The organism is Tateyamaria sp. 7Alg 36 (genome assembly GCF_059882455.1).
Window position 1 is genome coordinate 240,981 of record NZ_CM187613.1, and the last position, 22,711, is coordinate 263,691.

A 22,711-nucleotide genomic window follows, 5' to 3' on the forward strand; every position below is an offset into this window, starting at 1 on the left:
CCAGAATCTGCAACTAAAACGGGTGTTTATCGGCCCTAAGCGCGGATTTACCAGCGCAGGACGACCGCGCCCCATGCCAGACCGCCACCGATGGCTTCGGTGACAATCAGGTCGCCATCCTTGATCTGGCCGCGTTTGCGCCCCACCGACAGGGCCAGCGGAATCGACGCCGCCGAGGTGTTGCCATGGTCCTGAACGGTCACGACAACGTTTTCCATCGGCACGCCCATCTTCTTGGCGGTACCTTGGATGATGCGGATATTGGCCTGATGGGGCACGATCCAGTCAACATCCTGCGCGGTCACGCCAGCGGCATCCATCGCAGTTGTCGCCGTGGCGGCCAGTTTCTCGACGGCGTGGCGGAACACCTGATTGCCCTGCATGCGCAAATAACCGCTGGTGCCGGTGCTGATGCCACCATCGACATACAACAACTCGCGGTGCCGCCCGTCGGAATTGAGGTCGGTGGCGAGAATCCCGCGGTCCGCGGCGGTGCCGTCACCTTCCTCGGCCTCAAGCACAATCGCGCCCGCGCCATCCCCGAACAGCACGCAGGTGCTGCGGTCGGTCCAGTCCATGATCTTGGAAAATGTTTCGGCACCGATGACCAATACGCGCTTGGCCTGACCCGAAATGATCAGCGCGTTGGCATTGCTGAGCGCATAGATGAAACCCGCGCAAACGGCCTGCACATCAAAGGCAAAACCGCGCGTCATGCCCAACTGGCTTTGCACCATGGTGGCGGCGGACGGGAACGTGAAATCGGCGGTGGATGTGGCCAGCACGATGGCGTCGATATCATCCGCCTTCATGCCCGCATCATCGAGTGCGGCCTGCGCGGCGGCTGTCGCCATGGTCGAGGTTGTGTCGCCTTCGGTGGCGAAGTGGCGGCGTTCGATCCCCGAACGGGATTTGATCCACTCGTCCGTGGTGTCCAGCGTCGCTTCGAATTCGGCATTTTCCACAACGCGGGCGGGCAGGTAGTGTCCTGCTCCTTTGATCACGGCACGTGTGGTCATTTCTCGCTCTCCTCGGCGTGTAGGGTCGCGGCAGCGACGCGGGCGGCAAGTTTGTCGCCAAAGCGCAGCTCGGCCAGTTGGGCGGCCAGCTTGATAGCTGCTGATACACCCGTTGCGTCCGCACCGCCATGAGATTTCACAACCGTGCCGTTCAGGCCCAGAAACACGCCACCGTTCACACGGCGCGGATCAATCCGCTTTTTTAAGCGATTCATTGAGGTAAAGGCCAGCAGATAGGCGAGTCGCGACAGGGGCGAGAACTTGAATGCCTCGCGCAACAATTCGCCGATCAGCCCTGCGGTGCCTTCGCCTGTCTTGATGGCGACGTTGCCGGTAAAGCCGTCTGTGACGATCACATCCGCCACATCGCCCGGAATATCGCCGCCTTCGACAAAGCCGACAAAGTCGAATTCGGCCGCGTCCGCGTGGTCACCGATCAGCTCATACGCCTCTTTCAGTTCGGCGCGGCCCTTGTGTTCTTCGGTGCCGACGTTCAGCAGGCCGATACGGGGGCGGGCAAGGCCCATCCCGTTGCGCGCATAAGAGGCGCCCATCAGCGCAAAGCGCAGCAGGTCATCGGCATCGGCGCGCACATCCGCACCCACGTCGAGCATCACGTTAAAGCCTTGGGGATTGCGGCTGGGCCACAGGACAGCGATGGCGGGGCGATTCACGCCGGGCAATTTGCGCAGGCGGATCATCGACACAGCCATCAGCGCGCCGGTGTTGCCGCAGCTTACGGCCACTTCGGCCTCGCCATTGCGGACGGATTCGACGGTGGACCACATCGACGTGCCCTTGCCGTTGCGGACAACGTGGCTGGGTTTGTCTTCCATGGTCACGACGCCTTGGGCGTCACGAATCACACATCGCCCGCGCAATTGCTTGCGGCGGGCGACGAGAGTTTCCAACTGATCCGCCGGTCCGTGCAGGATGAACCCGATATCGGGGTTCTTCTTCGCTGATTCAGCGCAGCCTGCGATGACAGTGGCAGGGCCCTCGTCCCCGCCCATGGCGTCAACAGATAGTACAATGGGAAACGCGAGGGCGGCGTCTTTTTCGGCCTGTTCAGGTGTGTGGGCCGTCATAGGGTGCTATCTAGCTCTGCCGCCTTCGTTTTTCGGTTGGTTTATGCCGCGTCGTCTTCGAGATCGACTTCTTCGGTCAGGGCGACGATTTCGTTGTCGTCATAGTGACCGCAGGCCGCACAGATGTGGTGTGGGCGTTTCAGCTCACCACAGTTGGGGCACTCGTTAGGGTTCGCGGCGGTCAGGCTGTCGTGGGCGCGACGGTTGTTGCGGCGCGATTTCGACACTTTATTCTGTTGCACAGCCATTAGAATGGGCCTTTGCGTTTCGGGCAGGGCCGCGCTCTTGCGCGGATGCGTGTTTCAAGTTGCCCGGCAGCCGGGCGGTGTTCGGATCACCCGGAAAGGGCGAGGTGGATATCGTCCTGCATCGGGCGTGACGAGCGTTTAGGCAATGGCCTGCGCTATGTCCAACCCAAAATGACGTGAAAGCGGCAAAATACGCAAAACAATTCGCTGCGCAAGCGCAAATCACATCCGCTGTTAATCGTCATCCCCATCTTCGAGCTTTTGCTTGAGGTCCGCAAGCCCTGCAAAGGGGCGGGCGGCCTCGGCGGTCATTGCCGCCTTGCCCGGTTCGGTCAGCACGGTTTCGCCAAGCGACACGCCTTCGGCGCGGGGATAGTCGGGCGTGGCCAGCGACAGCGCCTCGATCATCACGGCGTCGGGGTCGATCCATGCGCCAAGCGGTTCGACCTCGTCATCCTCGGGCATCTCGATCTCGGGTTCGTCAAAGTCCTGCACAAAATCGCGCACAAAGACGCGCCGCACCGGCACATCAATGCGCGTGGTGACAGGTTGTAGTGTCACGCTGCACGGCTGGGTCACAGTCGCGCCCAACTCTCCGAGCAGGATCCAGTCGGCGCGGCCATGGGCGCGCACCTCTCCGACAAAGCGCAACTTGCGCAGCCCTGTGAGGTCGAGTTCCTGCGCAATCGCCTGCATTGTCGACTGGTCGGGCGTTATTTCAAAGCCCGTCGACGCATTCTGAGCGAGGTCGGCAACCCGAAATGCGGATCGGGAGGGACGTGTCTTGGACATAGCTTTTGCTTTCGTTTCTTGAACCGAGGGCAAACCTTGAGTAAGTCGAGATAAAAGCACCACGCTCCAACAGCAAGGGGCGGCGCATAAAAGGGGGGCCGAATGCGGACCTTGGCATTAACAATCGTGGCGTTTTGCGCCTTTGCGGCGACAGCCTGTACGCCGACATTCCGCAATCACGGCTATATCCCGCCCGAGGAAGACCTACAGGAACTCGTCGTCGGAATCGATACGCGCGCCAGCGTCGAGGATGTCGTCGGCCCGCCCACCGCCGGTGGTGTGCTGGAAGGTGGCGATTATTATTATGTGCGCAGCGTGGTCAAAAGCTTTGGGCCGCGTCGCCCGCAAGTAATCGACCGTCAGGTACTGGCCATCAGCTTTGACAGCCAAGGGGTGCTGAGCAACATCGAAAGCTTCGGGCTGGAAGATGGCCGCGTTGTAACCCTGTCGCGTCGTGTCACCGACAGCAATGTTGCCAATGTGAGCTTCCTCAAGCAACTGTTGGGCAATATCGGGCGCATCGGTCCCGACTTTGGCGGCGGTTGATCGTCACAGGCGCGTCACATCAGGTGTGCTAGTGCTGTGACAGTTTCCAGTGCGAGAGGGCCCGTCGCCGTGCAAGGAATGTTGAGATGATCGGTCTTGAGCGCGGGCGGTACAGGGCCAGCGTTGCCCAGACACCTGAAGATATCGAAACAGCGCTGCGCCTGCGCGCACGCTGTTTCGGACTATCCCGTGACGGGGATGCATTTGACCCTTTATGCGATCATATCCTCGTGCACCGGCGCGATGACGATGTGCTGGTGTGTTGTTTTCGCATGATGCCCTTGTCGGGGGGCGAGATTTCTCGCAGCTATTCCGCGCAGTATTACGCCCTTGATGCGCTGGCGGGCTATGACGGCAATATGGTCGAGATGGGCCGTTTCTGCGTGGACCCCGAGGCTAGCGATCCCGACATCCTGCGTGTCGCGTGGGGGGCCATGACCGCCTATGTGGACGAGAACGACGTCGCATTACTGTTTGGCTGTTCGTCCTTCGCAGGGACTGAAACGCGCGAGTATCTGGACGCGTTCGCCATGCTCAAGGCGCGCCATCTGGCGCCGAAACGCTGGTTGCCGCAGATCAAGTCGCCCCATGTGTTCAAGTTCGCCGCCCGCCTGCGTCGCAAGCCGGATGCCAAGAAGGCCATGATGCGCATGCCGCCGCTGCTGCGCACCTATCTGATGATGGGCGGCTGGGTCAGCGACCATGCGGTGGTGGATGCCCAGATGAACACGCTGCATGTGTTTACGGGGGTCGAGATCGGGGCCATTCCGCCAGCGCGCAAGCGGCTGCTCAGGGCCGTGGCCGGATAGGACGGGACCGAGGGGCCAGCCCCTCGGGCTCCCCGCAGTATTTTTAGCCAAAAGAAGGGTGGGGCAAGCGCGCGTAGTTGACGCCGTGCGGGCAAGCGCATAGCTGGCGTTCATGGCACGTATACCCCTTTTGCAGCTTTCCGATATCTCCCTCACCTTCGGGGGAGATCCTGTTTTTGACGACCTGTCTTTGGTGGTCCAGCCCAGCGACCGCGTGGCCCTTGTGGGGCGTAACGGGTCGGGCAAGTCCACCTTAATGAAGGTGATGGCCGGACTGGTCGAGGCCGACAGCGGCGAGGTTGTCGCGGGGCCGGGTGTGTCCGTCGGCTATATGGAGCAAGACCCTGATATGAAGGGGTTTGCGACGCTTGGGGATTTCGCGCTGCACGGGTTGGACGCGTCGGACCAGTACAAGGTCGAGCGCGCGGGCGAGGGGTTGAAATTCGATCCTGCGCGGCTTGTTTCGACCGCATCCGGCGGCGAGCGCCGCCGTGCGGCCCTTGCGCGGTTAATGGCGCAGGCACCTGATCTGATGTTGCTGGACGAGCCGACGAACCATCTGGATATCGAGGCGATCGGCTGGCTGGAATCGGAGTTGAAATCTACCCGTGCCGGTTTTGTGCTGATCAGCCACGACCGCGCCTTCTTGCGCGCGCTGGCGCGGGCGACCTTGTGGATCGACCGTGGCATGGTGCGCCGTCAGGACAAGGGGTTCGAGGCCTTCGAAGCGTGGCGCGATGCCACGTGGGACGAAGAGGACATGCAGCGCCACAAGCTGAACCGCAAGATCAAGGCCGAGGCCCGTTGGGCGGTCGAGGGGATCAGTGCACGGCGCAAGCGCAACCAAGGCCGCGTGCGCGCTTTGCAAGAGTTGCGCGCCGAACGCTCGGCCCAAATCAGCCGTCAGGGCACTGCCGCCATGGCGTTCGAGCAGGGGCCCAAATCGGGCCGCAAGGTGATCGAGGTCAAGGACGTCGCCAAGGCATTTGGCGACAAGGTGATTGTCGAGCCGTTTTCCCTGACCATCCAGCGCGGTGACCGCATCGCCTTTGTCGGGCCGAACGGGGTGGGCAAGACGACGCTGCTGAACATGCTGATCGGGCGCGAGGCACCGGATAGTGGGAACGTGACCCTTGGCACCAATCTGGAAATCGCGCTGTTTGACCAGACGCGTGCGCAGCTTGATCCCGACATGACGCTTTGGGACAGCCTGACCGGCGATCCGGACATGCGGGTCAGCGGCAAGGCCGATCAGGTCATGGTGCGCGGCATGCCCAAACATGTTGTCGGATACCTCAAGGAATTCCTGTTTGACGAAGCGCAGGCGCGCGCGCCGATCCGGTCGCTGTCGGGCGGGGAAAAGGCGCGGTTGCTGCTGGCCAAGATCATGGCCAAGCCTTCCAACCTTCTGGTGCTGGACGAACCGACCAACGATCTGGATGTGGAAACGCTGGACCTGTTGCAGGATCTGATCGACCAGTATGATGGGACCGTGATGCTGGTGAGCCACGACCGTGACTTTCTGGACCGTGTGACCGTGACCACCATCGCCATGGAAGGTGACGGGCGCGCCACGGCCTATGCGGGCGGGTGGAGCGATTACCAATCCCAACGCCGTCCCGATTCGGTGAAGGAAGAGGCTGCGAAATCAAAGGCTTCCAGTGGGAAGTCAAAGCCCCAGTCCAACAGCAAAACTGGCCTGTCATTTACCGAAAAACACCGTTTGGAAGAGCTTCCATCGGTGATGGAACGGCTTGAGGCGGAGATTGTAAAGCTTCAGGAGTTGATGAGCGATCCGGATCTGTTCACCGAGAATCCGGTGAAGTTCCAGAAAGCCACCGATGCGCTGATTGAACGGCAGGCCCGACTGGATGATGCCGAAGAAGAATGGATCGCGCTTGAAGAAAAAGCGGGCGGGTAGGCACGCTGCTTCATCCGATTTCTTAAGGTTTTTTCCATGCTTATCATTGCCGTTATTCTGCTGATCGTCGGCTTTATCTTTCCGGTGGCGTGGCTGGGTCTGCTGGGGCTTGGGATCTATCTGATCGCCTCGCGCAAGAGCCGCCGCGCCGATGCGGTGGAAAGCCGTGTGGCGGCGATGGTGGCTGCGGGACGGGAAAGCGCGAAGTTCCCCGAGTTGTATTTCGAGGCGGCGCGATCCTATTGCGTGGCCAAAGGTGCACAGGCGACCGATGCAGCGGCGGCCTCGACCCATGTTCTGGTGAACGGGGTGTCCTATTCCGTGTTCTTCGCGAAGATGTCCGATGGCGGCACTGCCGTTTTGATCCGCGACCTGAAGATCGCGTCGGACACTGAGGGCTGGCGTGCGTCTTTCGAAGAACAGTTGAACAATGTGGTCGATACCGCAATCTCCGGTGCCAAGGTCGCGCCGCGCCGCGTGACACCCAAGGCCAAGACCGCGCGACCGAAACCCGATAAGACGCAGGCGGCGAAAACCATTCAGGTGGGCGGCATCCGCTTTGACGGGGACGGGGCAAGTGATGCGGCCAAGACCGAGATTGTGGATCGTATCGTGGCGCGGATCCAAGACCTGTCGCCCACACAATTGCACGCCTATCGCTATGTGATGGAGGAAGCGGACCGGATCGAAAAGCGCGGCGTCGGGCGCTATGCCGTCGCGTCGGTCGGGGTGCAGCCCATCGAATATGCGGGCGAGATGGGCAACGTGGAAGACTATGGCGATTATCGCGGGGCCATCACCTATCTGGACAACGACGTCTCGCCCGATCTGGAGCGGCTGTTCGGCGCGGACACGGCGGATATGATGCGCGCCAATATGTTCCTAAATTTCTACACGGCCAATGACGAGATGATGGCGGAAATCCGCAAGAAATACGCGGTCCAGTTCGCCAATGCCTGCGCGGCGCGGTCGCATTTCGGCATGGTCGATCAGTGGGACGAGGTGATCGGCGCGCTTTCCTAGCGGCGCGGATCACCCCAAAACTCAGCGCATGCGCAGCGCGCCGTCGAGGCGGATAACCTCGCCATTCAGATATCCCATCTCGACGATGAAGCCCGCTAGGCGCGCGTATTCGTCAGGATCGCCAAGCCGTGGCGGGTTGGGTACATCTGCGGCCAGTTGGGCTTGGATCTCTTCGGACAGGCCCGCAAGCATCGGCGTGCGGAAAATACCGGGCGCGATGGTCATGACTCGCACGCCGGTGCTGGCCAGATCGCGGGCCATGGGCAGGGTCATACCCACGATCCCGCCTTTGGAGGCTGCATAGGCCGCTTGCCCCTTTTGCCCGTCAAAGGCTGCGACCGAGGCCGTGTTGATGATGACACCGCGTGCGCCATCGGGTTCGGGGGCGTTTGCGCCCATGGCCGCCGCGGCAAGGCGTGCGACGTTGAAACTGCCCACAAGGTTGATATCGATGGTTTTTTGGAACGCTGACAGGGGGTGCGGGCCGTCGCGGCCCACGGTCTTGATGCCGAGCGCGATACCTGCACAGTTAACTGCCGCGTTAATCCCGCCCATCTTCTCGACCGCGAGGTCGATGGCGGCCTGTACCGATGCCTCGTCCGTTACGTCCGTTTCGGCAAAGTGACCGCCGATCTCGGCGGCAACCTGCGGGCCGCGTGTCGCATCGCGGTCCAGAATTGTGACCGTCGCCCCTTGGGACGCGAAATGGCGGGCCGTTGCCTCGCCCAAGCCGGAGGCCGCGCCTGTAACGACCGCTAGAGTTGTGTTGAGTTTCATTGGTATGGCCCTGTGCGATTGCTTTGTTCCGCGACACCTAAGCCTAGGGCGCGGCGCATGGCAAGGCGCGGGACCAGCCACGGGGCAGGGCGTGTGGGCGGGGGTGGTTACCCCTTGTGGATCCACCCGCCGCCATAGATGCGGCTGCTGTCGCGGTCATAAAAGACGCACGCCTGTCCGGGGGAAACGCCCGCCTCGGCAGCGACCAGTTCGACCGTGGCTTCGGTCGCGCTGATCGGACGAATCACGGCGTCGGTCGGCGGGCGGGTCGAGCGGACCTTGACCGCGACATGCCACTCGTCACGGCTGTCGAAGGGGGCATCGCCCAGCCAGTTAACCTCGCGCACCGGCACGGTGCGGGTGGCCAGCATGTCCTTGGGGCCGACAATGACCTGCCGCGCATCCGCGTCCAGCTTGACCACATAGAGCGGATCGGCCAGCCCGCCGATGCCCAGCCCGCGCCGCTGCCCGATGGTATAGTTGATCACGCCATCATGCTGCGCCAGCACACGCCCTTCGGTGTCCACGATGTCACCGGGGGCCGCGGCCTCGGGGCGCAATTTGCGGATCACGGCGGCATAATCGCCATTGGGCACAAAGCAGATGTCCTGACTGTCGGGCTTGTCCGCCACGCTCAGCCCGTATTTCGCCGCGAGGGCGCGCGTGTCGTCCTTGGACGGCAAATGGCCCAGAGGGAATCGCAGATAGTCCAGCTGGTCCGGCGTGGTCGAGAACAGGAAATAGCTCTGGTCGCGGTTGGCGTCGGCGGCGCTGTGTAGTTCAGGGCCGAATTCGCCGGTCTTGCGCTGGATATAGTGGCCCGTGGCCATGCAATCCGCCTCAAGATCCTTGGCGGTTTCAAGCAGATCCTTGAACTTCACCCGCTCGTTGCAGCGGATGCAGGGCACGGGGGTCGCGCCCCCCAGATAGCTGTCGGCAAATTCGTCTATCACCGCGTCCTTGAACACATTTTCATAGTCGAGGACGTAATGGGGAAAGCCCATTTCCTCGGCCACGCGGCGCGCATCATGGATGTCGATCCCCGCACAGCACGCGCCCTTTTTGGCCAAGGCCGCGCCGTGGTCATAGAGCTGGAGCGTCACGCCCACCACGTCATAGCCTTGCGCCTTCAATTCGGCCGCCACAACCGAGCTGTCGACGCCGCCGGACATGGCAACGACCACGCGTGTGTCTTCTGGGGCTTTTGCAAAGCCGAGCGAATTGAGCGGACCGGAATGGTCAAGCATGGGGGCATCTCCGATGGCAGGATCAACGCATATATATGAAAATGCGAAATAGTCTCAAGGGGCGGTTTAACCCGTCATTAAAGGCCCCCAGCGATGTTGACCGTGCAACTATATGAAGAGCGGTGCGATGTATCTGAAGAAAGTGGATGGTCCGCGCGCGGTCACTTTGCCGGATGGCACGGTGTTGACGCGGGCCGATTTGCCGCCTGCCACGACGCGAAGGTGGGTCGCCTCGCGCAAGGCGGCAGTGGTGCGCGGTGTGCTATATGGCCTGCTGTCGCAGGAAGAGGCGCTTGACCGCTATGGGTTAAGCGAAGAGGAGTTTCTGGCATGGACGCGGGCGGTCTCCGATCACGGAGAGGACGCATTAAAGGCGACAGCCGTGCAAAGATATAGACAACTTTAGGTTGTTCACCTATTAAAGTGTCACGGGTAACGTGTGGTTAACCTTTTCCGTTCACGTTTAATTTAACCAGACTATTTGAATGTGGAGAGCGATTTAATGCGTGTGCTGCTTGTAGAAGACGATCCGACGACATCCAAAAGTATCGAATTAATGCTGACCCATGCGAATCTGAACGTATATGCGACAGATTTGGGGGAAGAAGGCATCGATCTGGCGAAACTCTATGATTACGATCTGATCCTGCTGGACCTCGACCTGCCGGATATGAACGGGCACGAGGTGCTGCGCCAATTGAGGCTGGCTCGGGTGGAAACGCCCATCCTGATCCTCTCTGGCGCGGATGACACTGAAAACAAGATCAAGGGCTTCGGTTTCGGCGCGGACGACTACCTGACCAAACCGTTCCATCGCGAGGAACTGGTGGCCCGCATCCACGCAATCATCCGCCGGTCAAAAGGGCATTCGCAATCGGTCATCAATACCGGTTCGGTTTCTGTCAATCTGGATGCCAAAACCGTTAGCGTTGACAAAAAGACGGTGCATCTGACGGGCAAGGAATACCAGATGCTTGAACTGCTTTCCCTGCGCAAAGGCACCACGTTGACAAAGGAAATGTTCCTCAACCATCTTTATGGCGGCATGGACGAACCCGAATTGAAAATCATCGATGTATTTATCTGCAAGCTGCGTAAAAAGCTTAGCAATGCCACCGGCGGCCAGAACCATATCGAAACCGTCTGGGGGCGGGGATATGTGCTGCGCGATCCCGAACCGATGCAGCAAAGCGATCCGGAACGGCTGGCCATCGGCGCCTGAGCGGGCCTGATACTCTCCACTTTGAAAAAGCCGACGCTGCCCTGTGCCGCGTCGGCTTTTTACTGTCCGGTCACCAAACATTGCGCGCATCAATGCGATCTATGGGTGGACCCTGCGCGGGTACGCTTTTATCTCTTTGACAGATCAACACGGGGATGAACGTGAGCGCCAATACAGCCATTGCAGATTTGTCACCGGCCGAAGCGGCAAAAGAGCTTGAGCGTCTGGCCGAGGTGCTTGCGCGGGCAAACCGCGCCTATCACACCGACGATGCCCCCGACATGTCGGATGCGGACTATGACTCCGCCAAACGGCGCAATGCCGAGATCGAAGCGCGCTTCCCAGACCTCAAGCGCGAGGACAGCCCGTCCGATCAGGTGGGCGCTGCACCCGCCGAAGGGTTTTCCAAAACCACCCACGCGGTCGCGATGCTGTCGTTGGCCAATGCGTTCGCGGATGAGGATGTCACCGATTTCGACGGGCGCATCCGCAAATATCTGGGCCTTGGCGCTGATGCCGCGCTGAACTATACGGCCGAGCCCAAGATTGACGGGCTGTCCCTGTCCCTGCGCTATGAAAACGGCACGCTGGTGCAGGCTGCCACCCGTGGTGATGGTGCGGTGGGCGAGAACGTAACCGCCAACGCGCGCACCATCGACGACATTCCTCAGACCATTACCGGTGCGCCCGAGATCCTCGAAGTGCGCGGCGAGGTCTACATGTCCCACGCCGATTTCGCCGCCCTGAACGCGCGGCAAGAGGCGCATGGGCAGAAACCCTTTGCCAACCCGCGCAATGCGGCGGCGGGATCGCTGCGCCAACTCGATGCCGAAATCACCCGCGCACGTCCTCTGCGGTTCTTCGCATATGCGTGGGGTGCCTTGTCCGAGCCGCTGGCCGATACGCAGATGGGCGCGATCAACCGGCTGGAAACGCTCGGCTTTCAGACCAATCCGCTGACCCGCCTGTGCGACGGACCCGAAGAAATGGTCGCTCATTACCGTACCATCGAACAGCAGCGCGCCGACCTCGGCTATGACATCGACGGCGTCGTCTACAAGGTGAACAACCTTGCCCTGCAGGGACGTCTCGGCTTCCGATCGACCACGCCGCGATGGGCGATTGCGCATAAATTCCCCGCCGAACTGGCATGGACCCACCTCGAAGCCATCGACATTCAGGTCGGCCGCACCGGCGCCTTGTCTCCAGTGGCCCGTCTGACGCCGGTGACAGTCGGCGGCGTGGTGGTGTCGAACGCCACCTTGCACAACGAGGATTACATCGCGGGGCGCGATAACAAGGGCGAGGCGATCCGCGACGGCAAGGACATCCGCGTCGGCGACTGGGTGCAGGTCTATCGTGCGGGCGACGTCATTCCGAAGGTCGCGGATGTCGATCTGACCAAACGCCCCGAAGGGTCCGTCCCGTTCGAAATGCCCCGCGAATGCCCCGAATGCGGCAGCGACGCAGTGCGCGAGGCGGGTGATGCAGTGCGCCGCTGTACCGGCGGCCTGATTTGCCCCGCGCAAGCTGTTGAGAAGTTGAAATATTTTGTCGGACGCTCGGCCTTTGATATCGACGGGCTTGGCGCAAAGCAGGTCGAACAATTCTACGGCGACGGCTGGATCGCAGAGCCTGCCGACATTTTTACCCTGCGCGACCGGTTCGGCAGCGGCATGCAGCAGTTGAAAAACCGCGAGGGCTGGGGCGAGAAATCCGCCGCCAACCTGTTTGATGCCATCGACCAGCGCCGCAACATCGGCCTTGGCCGCGTCATTTTCGCCCTCGGCATCCGCCACGTGGGCGAAGCGGGCGCGAACCTTTTGGCGGGCCACTACGGCAGTTGGGACGCGTTCAGCACCGCCATGCGCGCCGCCGAAGAAGGCAACGCCGCGTGGAATGACCTGACTGGCATCGACGGTGTCGGGGCTGTCATGGCGCGCTCGCTCGCAACCACGTTTAACCAATCGCGCGAAATCGACGGCATCGACCGGCTGGTCGCGCATCTCGACATCGAAGAGGTGGCCGCGCCCGACACGTCTGACAGCCCCGTCGCGGGCAAGACGGTGGTGTTCACCGGCACGCTCGAAAAAATGACCCGCGCCGAAGCCAAGGCGCGCGCCGAAGCCTTGGGGGCAAAAGTCTCCGGCTCGGTCAGTGCCAAGACCGACATCCTGATCGCCGGTCCCGGCGCGGGGTCCAAAGCCAAAAAGGCGGCCGAGCTGGGCATCGAAACACTGGATGAGGATGGCTGGCTGGACCTGATCGGCGCGTCATGAGCCGGCCGGAAATCCTGTTTCCGCTGTTTGCCGACCTAGAAACGCTGGATGGCGTCGGCCCGAAAACAGCGCAGAATCTGGGCCAGATCGGCGTCACCACGCCGCGCGATCTGCTGTACACGCTGCCCCATACCGGCATCGACCGGACCTTGCGCGACACGATTGACGGGGCCGCTCTGCCTGCGACGGTCACGGTCCGGATCACGGTCGGTGCGCATCATCCCGCACGCTCGCGGGGCGGGGCCTACCGCATTCATGTGGAGGACAGCGCGACCTCGTTCCAGCTCGTGTTCTTTCACGGGCGCAGTGACTACCTGAACAAAGTGTTGCCAACGGGGGCCGAACGGGTGGTGTCGGGGCGGGTCGAGCTGTTCGATGGCATCGCCAACATGGTCCATCCCGATCATATCCTGCCGGTCGAGGATGCCGACCAGATCCCGCCGTTTGAACCCGTTTATCCGTTGACCGGCGGGGTCACGCAGAAGACGATGTTCAAGGCGACCCGCTCGGCCCTGACCCGTGTGCCCGATTGTGCCGAATGGATTGATCCGAACCAGATGGCGCAGGCTGAATGGCCGGGTTTTGCCGATGCGATGGCGCAGGCGCACGCCCCCGAGGGGCAGCAGGATCTGGCCGCAACCAGCGCGGCGCGCACGCGGCTGGCGTATGATGAACTTCTAGCGCATCAGTTAACGCTGGCCTTGGCGCGCGCGTCCGAACGGCAAACGGCAGGGCGCGAGTCGGTTGCGACGGGCCTGCTGCAGGCCAAGGTGCGCGCCGGTTTGCCCTATCAGCCGACCGGCGCGCAGGACCGTGCCATTGCCGAGATTGCGGCGGATATGGCGCGCCCGCGCCGGATGAACCGGCTGTTGCAGGGCGATGTAGGGGCGGGCAAAACACTGGTCGCGTTCATGGCCTTGCTGGTCGCGGTTGAGGCAGGCGGGCAGGGCGTGATGATGGCGCCCACGGAAATTCTGGCGCGCCAGCATTTGGAAGGGTTGCAGCCCTTGGCCGAAAGCGCGGGCGTTGTGCTGGAACTGTTGACTGGACGTGACAAGGGGGCCGAGCGGCGCGCGAAACTCGCCGCGCTGGCCCGTGGTGACATTCAAATTCTGGTCGGCACCCATGCGGTGTTTCAGGACGATGTGCAATTCCACGATCTGCGCCTCGCCATCGTGGATGAACAGCACCGCTTTGGCGTGCGGCAGCGTATGGCCTTGGGCAAGAAAGGGGCGGCGGCGGATGTGCTGGTGATGACCGCCACGCCGATCCCGCGCAGCCTTGCCCTTGCGCAATATGGCGACATGGATGTGTCCGTGCTGGACGAAAAGCCGCCAGGTCGGAAACCGATCAAAACCGCACTGGTCAGCACGGGGCGGATGGACGAGGTGGTCGCGCGGTTGCGCGCTGTGATGGACGAGGGGCGGCAGTGCTATTGGGTGTGCCCCTTGGTCGAGGAAAGCGAGGCGGTCGATCTGACGGCAGCCGAGGACAGGTTCAAACGGTTGCGCGCCGTGCTGGGCGAGGGGCGCGTCGGGCTGGTGCACGGGCAGATGCCACCGGCGGAAAAGGACGCCGCGATGGCGCGGTTTCAGGCGGGCGAGACTGGCGTGCTGGTGGCGACAACCGTGATCGAAGTCGGGGTGAACGTGCCCAACGCCACGATCATGGTGATCGAGCGGGCGGAGACCTTTGGTCTTGCGCAATTGCACCAGTTGCGCGGGCGGGTCGGGCGCGGGGATGCGGCCTCGACCTGTTTGCTGATGTATCAGGCGCCGCTGTCGGAAACGGGTCAGAAGCGGCTTGAGGTGCTGCGCGAAACCGAAGACGGGTTTGTCATCGCCGAGACGGATTTGCAGATGCGCGGCTATGGCGATCTGATCGGCACGGCGCAATCCGGCGTACCGCGGTTTCGCATCGCCGATCTTGAGCGGCAGTCGAGCCTGATGGCCATTGCCCAGAGTGATGCGCGCAAGCTGCTGAATGACGATCCGGCCCTGACCACCCCGCGGGGCGAGGCCGCCCGTGTTCTTCTGTGGCTCATGCGGCAGGACGAGGCGATCCGTTTGATTTCAGTGGGTTAGCGGTTCTGTTCCGATAAGTTCACAAATGTTCTTAAAAAGTTCTTTACGGATCATAAAGAATATGAGAACAAAGAGGCAACTCAGGAACGGAAGGACACAAGATGACAACCTTACGCACCATCAAAACGATTGCCACCCGCGCCGAAGCGACCTTGCTTCAAGATGCGGTGGGCGCTGCGGCTTTGGCGGTGATGTTGATTGTCGGACTTCACCTGCCTGCCCTGATCTGAGTTCTGCCTGCGATCTCGCTGTGACCCTCTGCCTCGCGCCCGTCCCAATTGGCGCATTCGTGACCGGCTCTGCCTGCCGCCTCACGGCCCCCTTTGCCTAGGGGGATCAGGGTCTGTCCCCAGCAAGATACAGTTCCCTTGCGCCGCCATCCTTTTGGATGTGCGGCGTTTTTTTTGGCTGCGCCCTAAAACGCGTAAGCTAGTCGCAAGCCACCCCAATGGCGCCCGTGCACCACGACGGGGGCAGAGATGTCTTTCATCATTTTGAACGCGCCGCCGCCCATGTCGCGGCGGTAAACCTGTAAGAGGAAAGGCGCAGTGTTGCGTCCCGCCTTCAGGCCCACACGGTCGTTGAAAATCCGTCTGTTGCGGCAGTTTGCCGTGTTCCACACCGGATCGCGCCCCTGCGGTTGGGCAAAGACCAAATTATGCGTGGGCAGATAGCCGTTCACATCCACACAGGCGCAGAACACCACTTTGGGATCAAAGGACAGGGCCGGTTCCTGCAAGGGCGGCAACAGCCGGTCCAGCAGGTCGGAATAGGCGGTGGTGAACTGTTCCGGATTGCTGCCTTTGACCGGCACGTAATTGCGGTCGAACAGCGCGTCGATGCCGATCTGGCCCCTGTCGACGGCATGTTCCATCGCGGTGGCGATGCTGGCGGCGCGGTCGTGGGCATAGGCGATAAAGGGCGCGTCCTCGGTCATGCCGCCCAATGCTGCACTGCTTTGCACGATGGTTTCCGAGGTGTCGATCAGCCGGTCGATCCGTTTGTGCGTCTGCTGGATACCGCTTGTCGTTTCCTCGATACTGGTTTCGATGCCTTTGACGCTGGGGGTGAACCCCTTGATTGCGTTGCTGACCGTGCCGGAATGGGTGGTGATCCGGCCCGCTTGGGCCTTGGTATGGGTGATCGACGCCTCCATCCGGTGCAGGGCGTCGTCGGTATCCTTGCTGTGCGCGATCAGGTTGGCCGCTGACAGCGCCACATCCTGCGCCTCGGTCCCCATAAGGGAAATCCAGTCGGTAAGCGCCTGAATGTTCGATGAAATCTGACTGGCTGCGTCCTTGGTTTTGCGCGACAGTTCGTTAATCGCCTCGGCGACAACGGCAAAGCCGCGCCCCGCATCCCCCGCGCGGGCGGCTTCGATTTTGGCATTGATGGCCAATGTGTTGACCTGCATCGAAATAGCGGCGATCTGCGCGTTGTTGTCCTTAACCGCGCGCAGCGTCTCGCCAATCTCGCCACTGCGCTCGGACAATGCCTGCACCCAGGTCGCCACGCCGTTGGACTGTTCGCCAAGCGCGCGCACCAAGGTGGCGGACTGGTCGACATCCTGCGCCGTACGCTCGACGCTTTGGCCAAGGTCGGCAGCGGCGGTTTGTACCGCTACGCTGGCGGTCTGGATCTCGCACGCACCGCGATCCACGCTGGCCAAGGCGTTACGCTGGTCGCGGGCCTGCGCCTCGACCAGATCAAGAAAACCGGCAATGTCCACGATTTCATAGCCAAGGTTCGATGCCGCACGCGCCAACGCGTTCAGTTCCGGCTTTTCAGCAAACTGGGGCAGTACCGTCATGTTGAGGCTTTCGACAGGGAAGGTTGCCTATCCCTAGAACCGAAAACTTCAGGAAAGTTTAATGGCTATGCGCAATCCGATTGCAGCGCCTGTTCCATCGCCTCGGCGGTCGCTTCGATCGCCAGCAGGATCGAGGCATGGCGGTTCTTGAACGCGCGCGCGGGTTCCAGAACCTCGAACCCGTCAAAGGGCGCGGCAGGCACCGGCCCGTCGGATTTCAGCATTTCTGTCAGTGCATCGCGCGCCTGAGTAACTTCGCTGAGGGTCCGCCCGATGATCGCATCGCCGGTCACGGCCGCAGCTGCCTGACCCAAAGCGCAGGCCTTTACATCCTGCCCGAAGGCCGAGACGCGCCCGTCATCCACGGCAATATCCACCGTCACGGTTGATCCGCACAGGGGCGAGCGTTTTTTGACCGTGGCATCCGGATCGGACAGGCGCGTGGTGTGGGGCATGTCCGCTGCCAGCGCGAGGATGCGCGTCGAGTAAAGCTTTATCAGGTCGGTATCGGCGGGCATGGCCCCTCCGCTCTGGTGTGGAGTGCGTTCGTGACTTACATAAACCTGCATGCCCAAGATGCAAAAAGGTTTTGTTATGACTGCCCCGTTTGATCCATCGACTTTGCACTATAACGATCAGGGTCTGATCCCCGCCATTGCGCAGGATTGCGACAGTGGCGAGGTTCTGATGATGGCGTGGATGAACGCGCAGGCCGTCGCACGCACGCTGGAAACGGGGCGCGTCACATATTGGTCCCGCTCGCGCCAGTCCTATTGGGTGAAGGGGGAAACCTCGGGCCATGTGCAGGAACTGGTGTCCTTGCGCGTCGATTGTGACCGCGATTGTCTGCTGATGCAGGTGCGCCAGACCGGACCGGCCTGTCACACGGGACGGCGCAGTTGCTTTTATATGGACGTGACCGAGGGGACCGAGGTCGAGCTGATGGCGCCGATGGTGTAAGGGGGCTGTCTGCCCCCTCGCGCTGGCGCGCTCACCCCCGAGGATTTTTCTGGAACAGAGAAGGGGGAAGGCCGGCACGTGCGCGAATATCGTCCGGTGTCACCCCTTCGGCGCGGTATTTGGCGATGGCGCGGGCGTCGTCGCGTTTGGCAAGGCGCTTGCCTGCCCCGTCGCGGATCAGCCTGTGGTGGTGGTAGACCGGTGTGGGCAGGCCAAGCAGCTGTTGCAGGATCACGTGAATGCCGGTGGCGTCCGAGAGGTCGGCGCCGCGCACCACGTGGGTGATGTTCTGGCCTGCGTCGTCGAGCACCACGGACAGGTGATAGGACGTGCCCATGGTTTTGCGTGCGAGCACCACGTCGCCGATTGTGGTGTCTGCGTCGGTGATGTGCATCAGGCCGGGGTCTACGCCGGTTTCCGTATAGCTGAGCGGTCGGACGCACAGGGCGAGGGCCGCGCGCATGTCGAGGCGCAGCACCGCGTCTGGCGGGCGCGGGCCTGTGCGCGGGTGGAGGCGGCGACAGGTGCCGGGGTAGATCACCCCGTCGGGGCCGTGTAGCGGTGCCCCTTCCTGCGGCGCGCTGAGGGCAGATTTGATATCGTGACGTGTGCAGGTGCAGGGATATAGAACGCCGAGGTTCCACAATTTATCAAGGGCTTGGGCGTAGACCTTCATGTTGTCTGACTGGCGCAGCACGGGGGTGGGCCAAGTAAGGCCCAACCAGAGCAGATCGTCGTAAATCTGCGCCTCCCATTCGGGGCGCGCGCGGCTTTGGTCAATGTCCTCGATCCGCAGCAGGAAGGTGCCGCCTGCGGCCTGCGCCATGTCGTAGGCAAGCGCGGCGGAATAGGCGTGGCCCAGATGCAGCGGGCCGGTCGGGGAAGGCGCGAAGCGTGTTATGAAGGTCACGCTTTTTCAATCACATAGACGGTGGCGTTCATGTTCATTTTTGGCAGGTGTTCCCCGTTTTCGCGGAACAGCAGATGCGCCGCGCCGCAGTCGGTCCATTCGGAGAGCGCAGCCTCGTTCGCGGGGTCGGCAAGGGCGTGGTCGTTGAAGGAAAACACCAGCTTTCCGCCCTTGGGCAAGGCACGCATCAGGTCGTGGAAGACCGAGATCGGTGCCGCGCCAGCGCCGATCACACCGATTGCCGCGCACAAGCGGTAGTCGCGGCGGGGCAGCGGGCCGCCAGCCTCAATCCGGTCGAGATGGCGATAGACGTCTTTGTCGCGCGCTTGTGCCAGCATTTCTGTCGAAAGGTCCACGCCGTCGATCACCTCGAAACCCGCCTGTTTCAAAGCGACCCCTGACAGTCCTGTGCCGCAGCCGAAATCAAGCACCGGCAGCGTCAGATCGCCCGCGTATTTCCTTAGCGCCTCGGCGCAGCGGTGCGGTGTAACATAACCTTGGGCGTCCACCTCGGCATCGTAGCTGCCTGCCCAATCGTCATAGAGGGCGCGGGTTTGGGCGGCATCGCGGGCCTTGTAGACCTTATCCAGAAACTGCGTCATGGCCCCAAGGTAGCGCGGGGTGGCCCCGCGCGTCCAGAGGCGCGCTTAGGCGGCGGTGGCTTGCGGGGCGAGCCATGCCTGCCAATCGCCCTTAGCGCGGTCGGTATAGGCTTTGTAGCGATCCTTGCGCCCGCGCCGTCCGCCCTTGAGGCCCTCGACCGGAGGGAACAAGCCGAAATTCACATTCATGGGCTGGAAAGTCTTGGCATCGGCGCCGCCGGTGATGTGCGTGATAAGCGCGCCCATGGCGGTGGTGTCGGGTGGGGTGTCCAGCGTGCCGCCCAAGATCTCGGTCGCCGCCATCCGGCCCGCAAGCAGGCCCATCGCGGCGGATTCAACATATCCTTCGACGCCAGTGATCTGTCCCGCGAAGCGCACATTGGGGCGGGACTTGAGCCGCATGTCGCCAGTCAGCAGGGTTGGCGAGTTGAGGAATGTGTTGCGGTGAATGCCACCCAGACGTGCAAAGCGGGCATTTTCAAGTCCAGGAATGGATTTGAAAACATCAGCTTGCGCGCCATACTTCATCTTGGTTTGGAATCCGACGATGTTATAGAGCGTGCCCAGCTTGTTGTCGCGGCGCAACTGCACCACTGCATGGGGTTTCACGTCAGGCGCATGCGGGTTGGTCAGGCCGACCGGCTTCATCGGGCCAAAACGCAGCGTTTCGCGCCCTCGTTCGGCCATCACTTCGATCGGCAGGCAGCCGTCGAAATAGCCTGCGGTTTCGCCCTCGTGGAACTCGGTTTTATCCGCAGCCAGCAGCGCTTCGATGAACGCCTCGTATTGGTCGCGGTCCATCGGGCAGTTGAGGTAGGCGGTGCGCTCTTCCTCGGTCTCGCCCTTGTCATAGCGCGATTGCATCCACGCCTTGCTCATGTCGATGCTGTCGAAATAGACGATGGGCGCGATGGCGTCGAAAAAGGCCAGCGCCTCGGCACCGGTTTCGGCGGCAATCGCCTGCCCCAAGGCAGAGGATGTTAGCGGGCCGGTTGCGATGATCCAGTGGCCATCGTCGGGCAGGGCGGTGATCTCGCCGTATTCGACGGTGATATTTGGGTGTGCCATCAGCGTATCGGTCACCGACTGGGCAAAGGGGTCGCGGTCCACGGCCAGTGCGCCACCGGCAGGCAGGCGGTGTTTGTCCGCCGTCTGCATGATCAGCCCGTTGGCCGCACGCATTTCCCAATGCAGCAGCCCCACGGCATTCTGTTCACTGTCGTCCGAGCGGAACGAGTTGGAACACACCATCTCGCCCAGCAATCCGGTCTGGTGGGCAAAGGTGCCGACCTTGGGACGCATTTCGTGGATGACAACCTGCACGCCCATATTGGCGGCTTGCCATGCTGCTTCGGATCCGGCCATGCCGCCGCCGACGATGTGTAATTGTTCTGTCATGGCGCGGATGTAGTGCACGCATAGCCAGCGCGCAAGCGTGCCAAAGCGTCGGGCGCATGTGCCGCAGTCGGGTGGGATGTCAGGGAAAGGGGAACGTTTTGGGGTCGCCGTGGCAGGTATGGTCGGTCAGGAGAGAGATCTGACCTGGAGGGACCTTCCGCCATTCGGCGACCCAAAATCGTCTGTCGGTGTGTACCGATGTCTTATTTGTGCCTTATTCGCGCAACGGTTGCCAGTGTTTCTTTGGAAATAATGCGTCACCTATTCGGAAACAGTAGAAAATTTAATTAGAATGCAAGTGGTTAGGCCTATTGCGACCACTCTGGCGCACGCTTTTTGATGAACGCATCGATGCCCTCAATTGTGTCGGGATGCGCCATATTTTTGACCATGACCTCTCCGGCATAGGCATAGGCGTCCGCCACAGGCATCTGAAGTTGCTCGTAAAATGCCTCTTTGCCGATGCGCACGGCGGATCCCAGCTTGGATGCGATCTGTGTGGCCAGCGCCTCTGCCTCGGCGACGAGGGCGTCGGGGGCCACGGCGCGATTGATCAGGCCAAGGTCGGTGGCGCGCTCGGCGTCGATGAAGTCGCCTGTGGTCAGCATCTCGAACGCCTGTTTGCGGGGGATATTGCGGCTGAGGGCGACCATGGGGGTCGAACAGAACAACCCAATATTGACGCCGTTGACCCCGAACCGCGTGCCCTGCGCGGCGACGGCCAGATCGCAGGTCGCCACCAGTTGGCAGCCAGCGGCGGTGGCGATGCCGTGCACTTGGGCGATCACGGGCTGGGGCAGGGACTGGATGCGGGCCATCAGGGCGGCGCAGCGGTCAAAAAGGTCTTTGAAATAGGCGCTGCCGCCATCGGCGCTTTGGCGACCTGCGGTCATCTGTTTCAGGTCGTGACCCGCGCAAAACGCCTTGCCCGCACCGGACAGGATCACCGCACGTACGCTTTGATCCTGCGCGATGTCGTCCAGCGCGCCGTGCAGCGCCGCGATCATCTCGTCACTCAGCGCATTCAGCCGCTCGGGCGCGTTCATGCGCAGATGCATCACCGCGCCTTTCGCCTCTTGTTCCAGAATTGCCATCTTGCGTCCCCTCCCGTTTGACGCAAAGCCTAGGGGAAAGAGGGAGAGAGGAAAAGTATGCCATTGGTGATGAGCGTCGACCAGATGAACGGGTTTCTGGTGCAGGTATTTCAGGAAGTTGCCGGAGATTTCCATGTTGAGGCCGCGCGCGAGGGCGAGGTGACCGTGCGGTTACTGGTGCAGGACCGGCACCTGCGCCCGGGTGGTACTGTGTCGGGGCCATCCATGTTCGCGCTGGCCGATGTGGCTGCCTATATGGTGACGCTGGCGCATATCGGGCCGCGTGCCTTGGCCGTGACGACGAATTGTTCGATAGATTTCATGCGCAAACCGGCAGCAGGCGTCGATCTGATCGCGCAGACACGGTTGTTGAAGTTGGGCAAGCAGCTGTCCGTATCAGATGTATTGATACATTCCGAAGGACAGGAAAAACCAGTGGCGCGGGCCAGCCTGACCTATGCCATACCGCCCAAGGGCGTCGAAATCTGACGGCACGCACAAAAAAACGGCCGGGGCGAACCCGGCCGTAAAGGAAGAGGTCTGGCGGTCATTACGGGGATGTTACGCCCGCCAGAACACACGCCGCGCTTCTGTGAAAGCCTCGGCGGGTGTCAGTCCCACATCGCGCAACTGATCCTTCGTCAGTTGTTTGAGTGCTGCCCGCGTGCGGCGGCGTGTGGCCCATTTTGACATCACCACCGCGACGCGCACCGCAATCACCGAGGCCGCTGGCATGGCGGATTGCGCCGACAGATAAGCGAGGTGTTGGACGGGGGTCTGCGGGTGGAGTGTCATTGGGAATCTCCTGTAATTGTATTGACACAATATGACGTATTTGCCATGATGTTAGGGTACAATGAGAGTTTGTGACGCGCTATGGAA

24 protein-coding genes are annotated in these 22,711 nt (G+C 61.7%); 11 read left to right on the forward strand and 13 right to left on the reverse strand.

Going from position 1 to position 22,711, the window contains the following annotated elements; genetic code table 11:
* Positions 1-47: 47 nt before the first annotated feature.
* From AC6GQJ_RS01155 to AC6GQJ_RS01170, 4 genes are all read right to left on the reverse strand, one after another.
* Positions 48-1,019, reverse strand: a complete 972-nt coding sequence (locus tag AC6GQJ_RS01155) for a beta-ketoacyl-ACP synthase III (protein ID WP_500770943.1) — start codon at positions 1,017-1,019, stop codon at positions 48-50.
* Positions 1,016-2,107, reverse strand: a complete 1,092-nt coding sequence (gene plsX / locus AC6GQJ_RS01160) for a phosphate acyltransferase PlsX (protein ID WP_500770945.1) — start codon at positions 2,105-2,107, stop codon at positions 1,016-1,018. The genes AC6GQJ_RS01155 and plsX overlap by 4 nt, the downstream gene beginning before the upstream one ends.
* A gap of 41 nt (positions 2,108-2,148) precedes the next feature.
* The gene (gene rpmF / locus AC6GQJ_RS01165; protein WP_299369965.1) at positions 2,149-2,355 is read right to left on the reverse strand and encodes a 50S ribosomal protein L32; all 207 of its coding nucleotides are present in this window, start codon (positions 2,353-2,355) and stop codon (positions 2,149-2,151) included.
* 234 nt (positions 2,356-2,589) lie between these two features.
* A complete protein-coding gene (locus AC6GQJ_RS01170) occupies positions 2,590-3,147 on the reverse strand; it encodes a YceD family protein (RefSeq protein ID WP_500770948.1) in 558 nt (185 codons plus the stop codon).
* Positions 3,148-3,249: 102 nt separating this feature from the next.
* Here AC6GQJ_RS01170 and AC6GQJ_RS01175 point away from each other — a divergent pair, with 102 nt between their 5' ends.
* The 4 genes from AC6GQJ_RS01175 to AC6GQJ_RS01190 all read left to right on the forward strand — a co-directional run bounded on the left by AC6GQJ_RS01175 (position 3,250) and on the right by AC6GQJ_RS01190 (position 7,446).
* Complete coding sequence (locus AC6GQJ_RS01175) at positions 3,250-3,693, forward strand: outer membrane protein assembly factor BamE (protein WP_500770950.1); 444 nt, start codon at positions 3,250-3,252, stop codon at positions 3,691-3,693.
* Positions 3,694-3,779: 86 nt separating this feature from the next.
* Complete coding sequence (locus AC6GQJ_RS01180; RefSeq protein WP_500770952.1) at positions 3,780-4,502, forward strand: GNAT family N-acetyltransferase; 723 nt, start codon at positions 3,780-3,782, stop codon at positions 4,500-4,502.
* Between the two features lie 112 nt (positions 4,503-4,614).
* A complete protein-coding gene (locus AC6GQJ_RS01185) occupies positions 4,615-6,423 on the forward strand; it encodes an ABC-F family ATP-binding cassette domain-containing protein (RefSeq protein WP_500770954.1) in 1,809 nt (602 codons plus the stop codon).
* Positions 6,424-6,459: 36 nt separating this feature from the next.
* A complete protein-coding gene (locus AC6GQJ_RS01190) occupies positions 6,460-7,446 on the forward strand; it encodes a hypothetical protein (RefSeq protein ID WP_500770956.1) in 987 nt (328 codons plus the stop codon).
* A gap of 21 nt (positions 7,447-7,467) precedes the next feature.
* Here AC6GQJ_RS01190 and AC6GQJ_RS01195 read toward each other — a convergent pair whose 3' ends face one another.
* Together AC6GQJ_RS01195 and mnmA are read right to left on the reverse strand one after the other, a co-directional pair.
* Entirely contained in the window at positions 7,468-8,223 is a 756-nt protein-coding gene (locus AC6GQJ_RS01195; protein WP_500770958.1) for an SDR family NAD(P)-dependent oxidoreductase, read from the reverse strand.
* Positions 8,224-8,330: 107 nt separating this feature from the next.
* Complete coding sequence (mnmA, locus tag AC6GQJ_RS01200; protein ID WP_500770960.1) at positions 8,331-9,470, reverse strand: tRNA 2-thiouridine(34) synthase MnmA; 1,140 nt, start codon at positions 9,468-9,470, stop codon at positions 8,331-8,333.
* Between the two features lie 127 nt (positions 9,471-9,597).
* Between mnmA and sciP the strand changes: the two genes are divergently transcribed.
* The 5 genes from sciP (at position 9,598) to AC6GQJ_RS01225 (ending at position 15,285) form a co-directional block, all read left to right on the forward strand.
* Entirely contained in the window at positions 9,598-9,876 is a 279-nt protein-coding gene (gene sciP / locus AC6GQJ_RS01205) for a CtrA inhibitor SciP (RefSeq protein ID WP_500770962.1), read from the forward strand.
* A 96-nt stretch (positions 9,877-9,972) separates the two neighbouring features.
* Positions 9,973-10,692 (forward strand): response regulator transcription factor CtrA, encoded by a 720-nt coding sequence (gene ctrA / locus AC6GQJ_RS01210; RefSeq protein ID WP_500770964.1) that lies wholly within the window; start codon positions 9,973-9,975, stop codon positions 10,690-10,692.
* A gap of 155 nt (positions 10,693-10,847) precedes the next feature.
* Positions 10,848-12,971 (forward strand): NAD-dependent DNA ligase LigA, encoded by a 2,124-nt coding sequence (gene ligA / locus AC6GQJ_RS01215; RefSeq protein WP_500770966.1) that lies wholly within the window; start codon positions 10,848-10,850, stop codon positions 12,969-12,971.
* The gene (gene recG, locus AC6GQJ_RS01220; RefSeq protein WP_500770968.1) at positions 12,968-15,055 is read left to right on the forward strand and encodes an ATP-dependent DNA helicase RecG; all 2,088 of its coding nucleotides are present in this window, start codon (positions 12,968-12,970) and stop codon (positions 15,053-15,055) included. The genes ligA and recG overlap by 4 nt, the downstream gene beginning before the upstream one ends.
* Positions 15,056-15,156: 101 nt before the next feature.
* The gene (locus AC6GQJ_RS01225) at positions 15,157-15,285 is read left to right on the forward strand and encodes a hypothetical protein (protein ID WP_500770970.1); all 129 of its coding nucleotides are present in this window, start codon (positions 15,157-15,159) and stop codon (positions 15,283-15,285) included.
* Positions 15,286-15,470: 185 nt separating this feature from the next.
* On the opposite strand, the gene AC6GQJ_RS01230 is transcribed toward AC6GQJ_RS01225, so the two are convergent.
* Both AC6GQJ_RS01230 and AC6GQJ_RS01235 read right to left on the reverse strand, forming a co-directional pair.
* Complete coding sequence (locus AC6GQJ_RS01230) at positions 15,471-16,865, reverse strand: methyl-accepting chemotaxis protein (protein ID WP_500770972.1); 1,395 nt, start codon at positions 16,863-16,865, stop codon at positions 15,471-15,473.
* Between the two features lie 65 nt (positions 16,866-16,930).
* Positions 16,931-17,383 (reverse strand): iron-sulfur cluster assembly scaffold protein, encoded by a 453-nt coding sequence (locus AC6GQJ_RS01235; RefSeq protein WP_500770974.1) that lies wholly within the window; start codon positions 17,381-17,383, stop codon positions 16,931-16,933.
* Positions 17,384-17,441: 58 nt separating this feature from the next.
* On the opposite strand from AC6GQJ_RS01235, the gene hisI reads away from it, so the two are divergent.
* Positions 17,442-17,825, forward strand: coding sequence for a phosphoribosyl-AMP cyclohydrolase (gene hisI / locus AC6GQJ_RS01240; protein WP_500773992.1), 384 nt, complete (start codon positions 17,442-17,444; stop codon positions 17,823-17,825).
* 31 nt (positions 17,826-17,856) lie between these two features.
* Here the strand turns inward: hisI and gluQRS are convergent, their stop codons facing one another.
* From gluQRS to AC6GQJ_RS01260, 4 genes are all read right to left on the reverse strand, one after another.
* Positions 17,857-18,735: a tRNA glutamyl-Q(34) synthetase GluQRS gene (gene gluQRS / locus AC6GQJ_RS01245; RefSeq protein WP_500770976.1), complete on the reverse strand. Its 879-nt coding sequence runs from the start codon at positions 18,733-18,735 to the stop codon at positions 17,857-17,859.
* Positions 18,732-19,337: a class I SAM-dependent DNA methyltransferase gene (locus AC6GQJ_RS01250; RefSeq protein WP_500770978.1), complete on the reverse strand. Its 606-nt coding sequence runs from the start codon at positions 19,335-19,337 to the stop codon at positions 18,732-18,734. The genes gluQRS and AC6GQJ_RS01250 overlap by 4 nt, the downstream gene beginning before the upstream one ends.
* A gap of 45 nt (positions 19,338-19,382) precedes the next feature.
* Positions 19,383-20,735, reverse strand: a complete 1,353-nt coding sequence (gene trmFO / locus AC6GQJ_RS01255; RefSeq protein WP_500770980.1) for a methylenetetrahydrofolate--tRNA-(uracil(54)-C(5))-methyltransferase (FADH(2)-oxidizing) TrmFO — start codon at positions 20,733-20,735, stop codon at positions 19,383-19,385.
* 308 nt (positions 20,736-21,043) lie between these two features.
* A complete protein-coding gene (locus AC6GQJ_RS01260; RefSeq protein ID WP_500770982.1) occupies positions 21,044-21,829 on the reverse strand; it encodes an enoyl-CoA hydratase in 786 nt (261 codons plus the stop codon).
* A gap of 57 nt (positions 21,830-21,886) precedes the next feature.
* Between AC6GQJ_RS01260 and AC6GQJ_RS01265 the strand changes: the two genes are divergently transcribed.
* A complete protein-coding gene (locus tag AC6GQJ_RS01265; RefSeq protein ID WP_500770984.1) occupies positions 21,887-22,318 on the forward strand; it encodes a PaaI family thioesterase in 432 nt (143 codons plus the stop codon).
* Between the two features lie 72 nt (positions 22,319-22,390).
* Here the strand turns inward: AC6GQJ_RS01265 and AC6GQJ_RS01270 are convergent, their stop codons facing one another.
* The gene (locus tag AC6GQJ_RS01270) at positions 22,391-22,624 is read right to left on the reverse strand and encodes a DUF1127 domain-containing protein (protein ID WP_500770985.1); all 234 of its coding nucleotides are present in this window, start codon (positions 22,622-22,624) and stop codon (positions 22,391-22,393) included.
* Between the last annotated feature and the right edge of the window lie 87 nt (positions 22,625-22,711).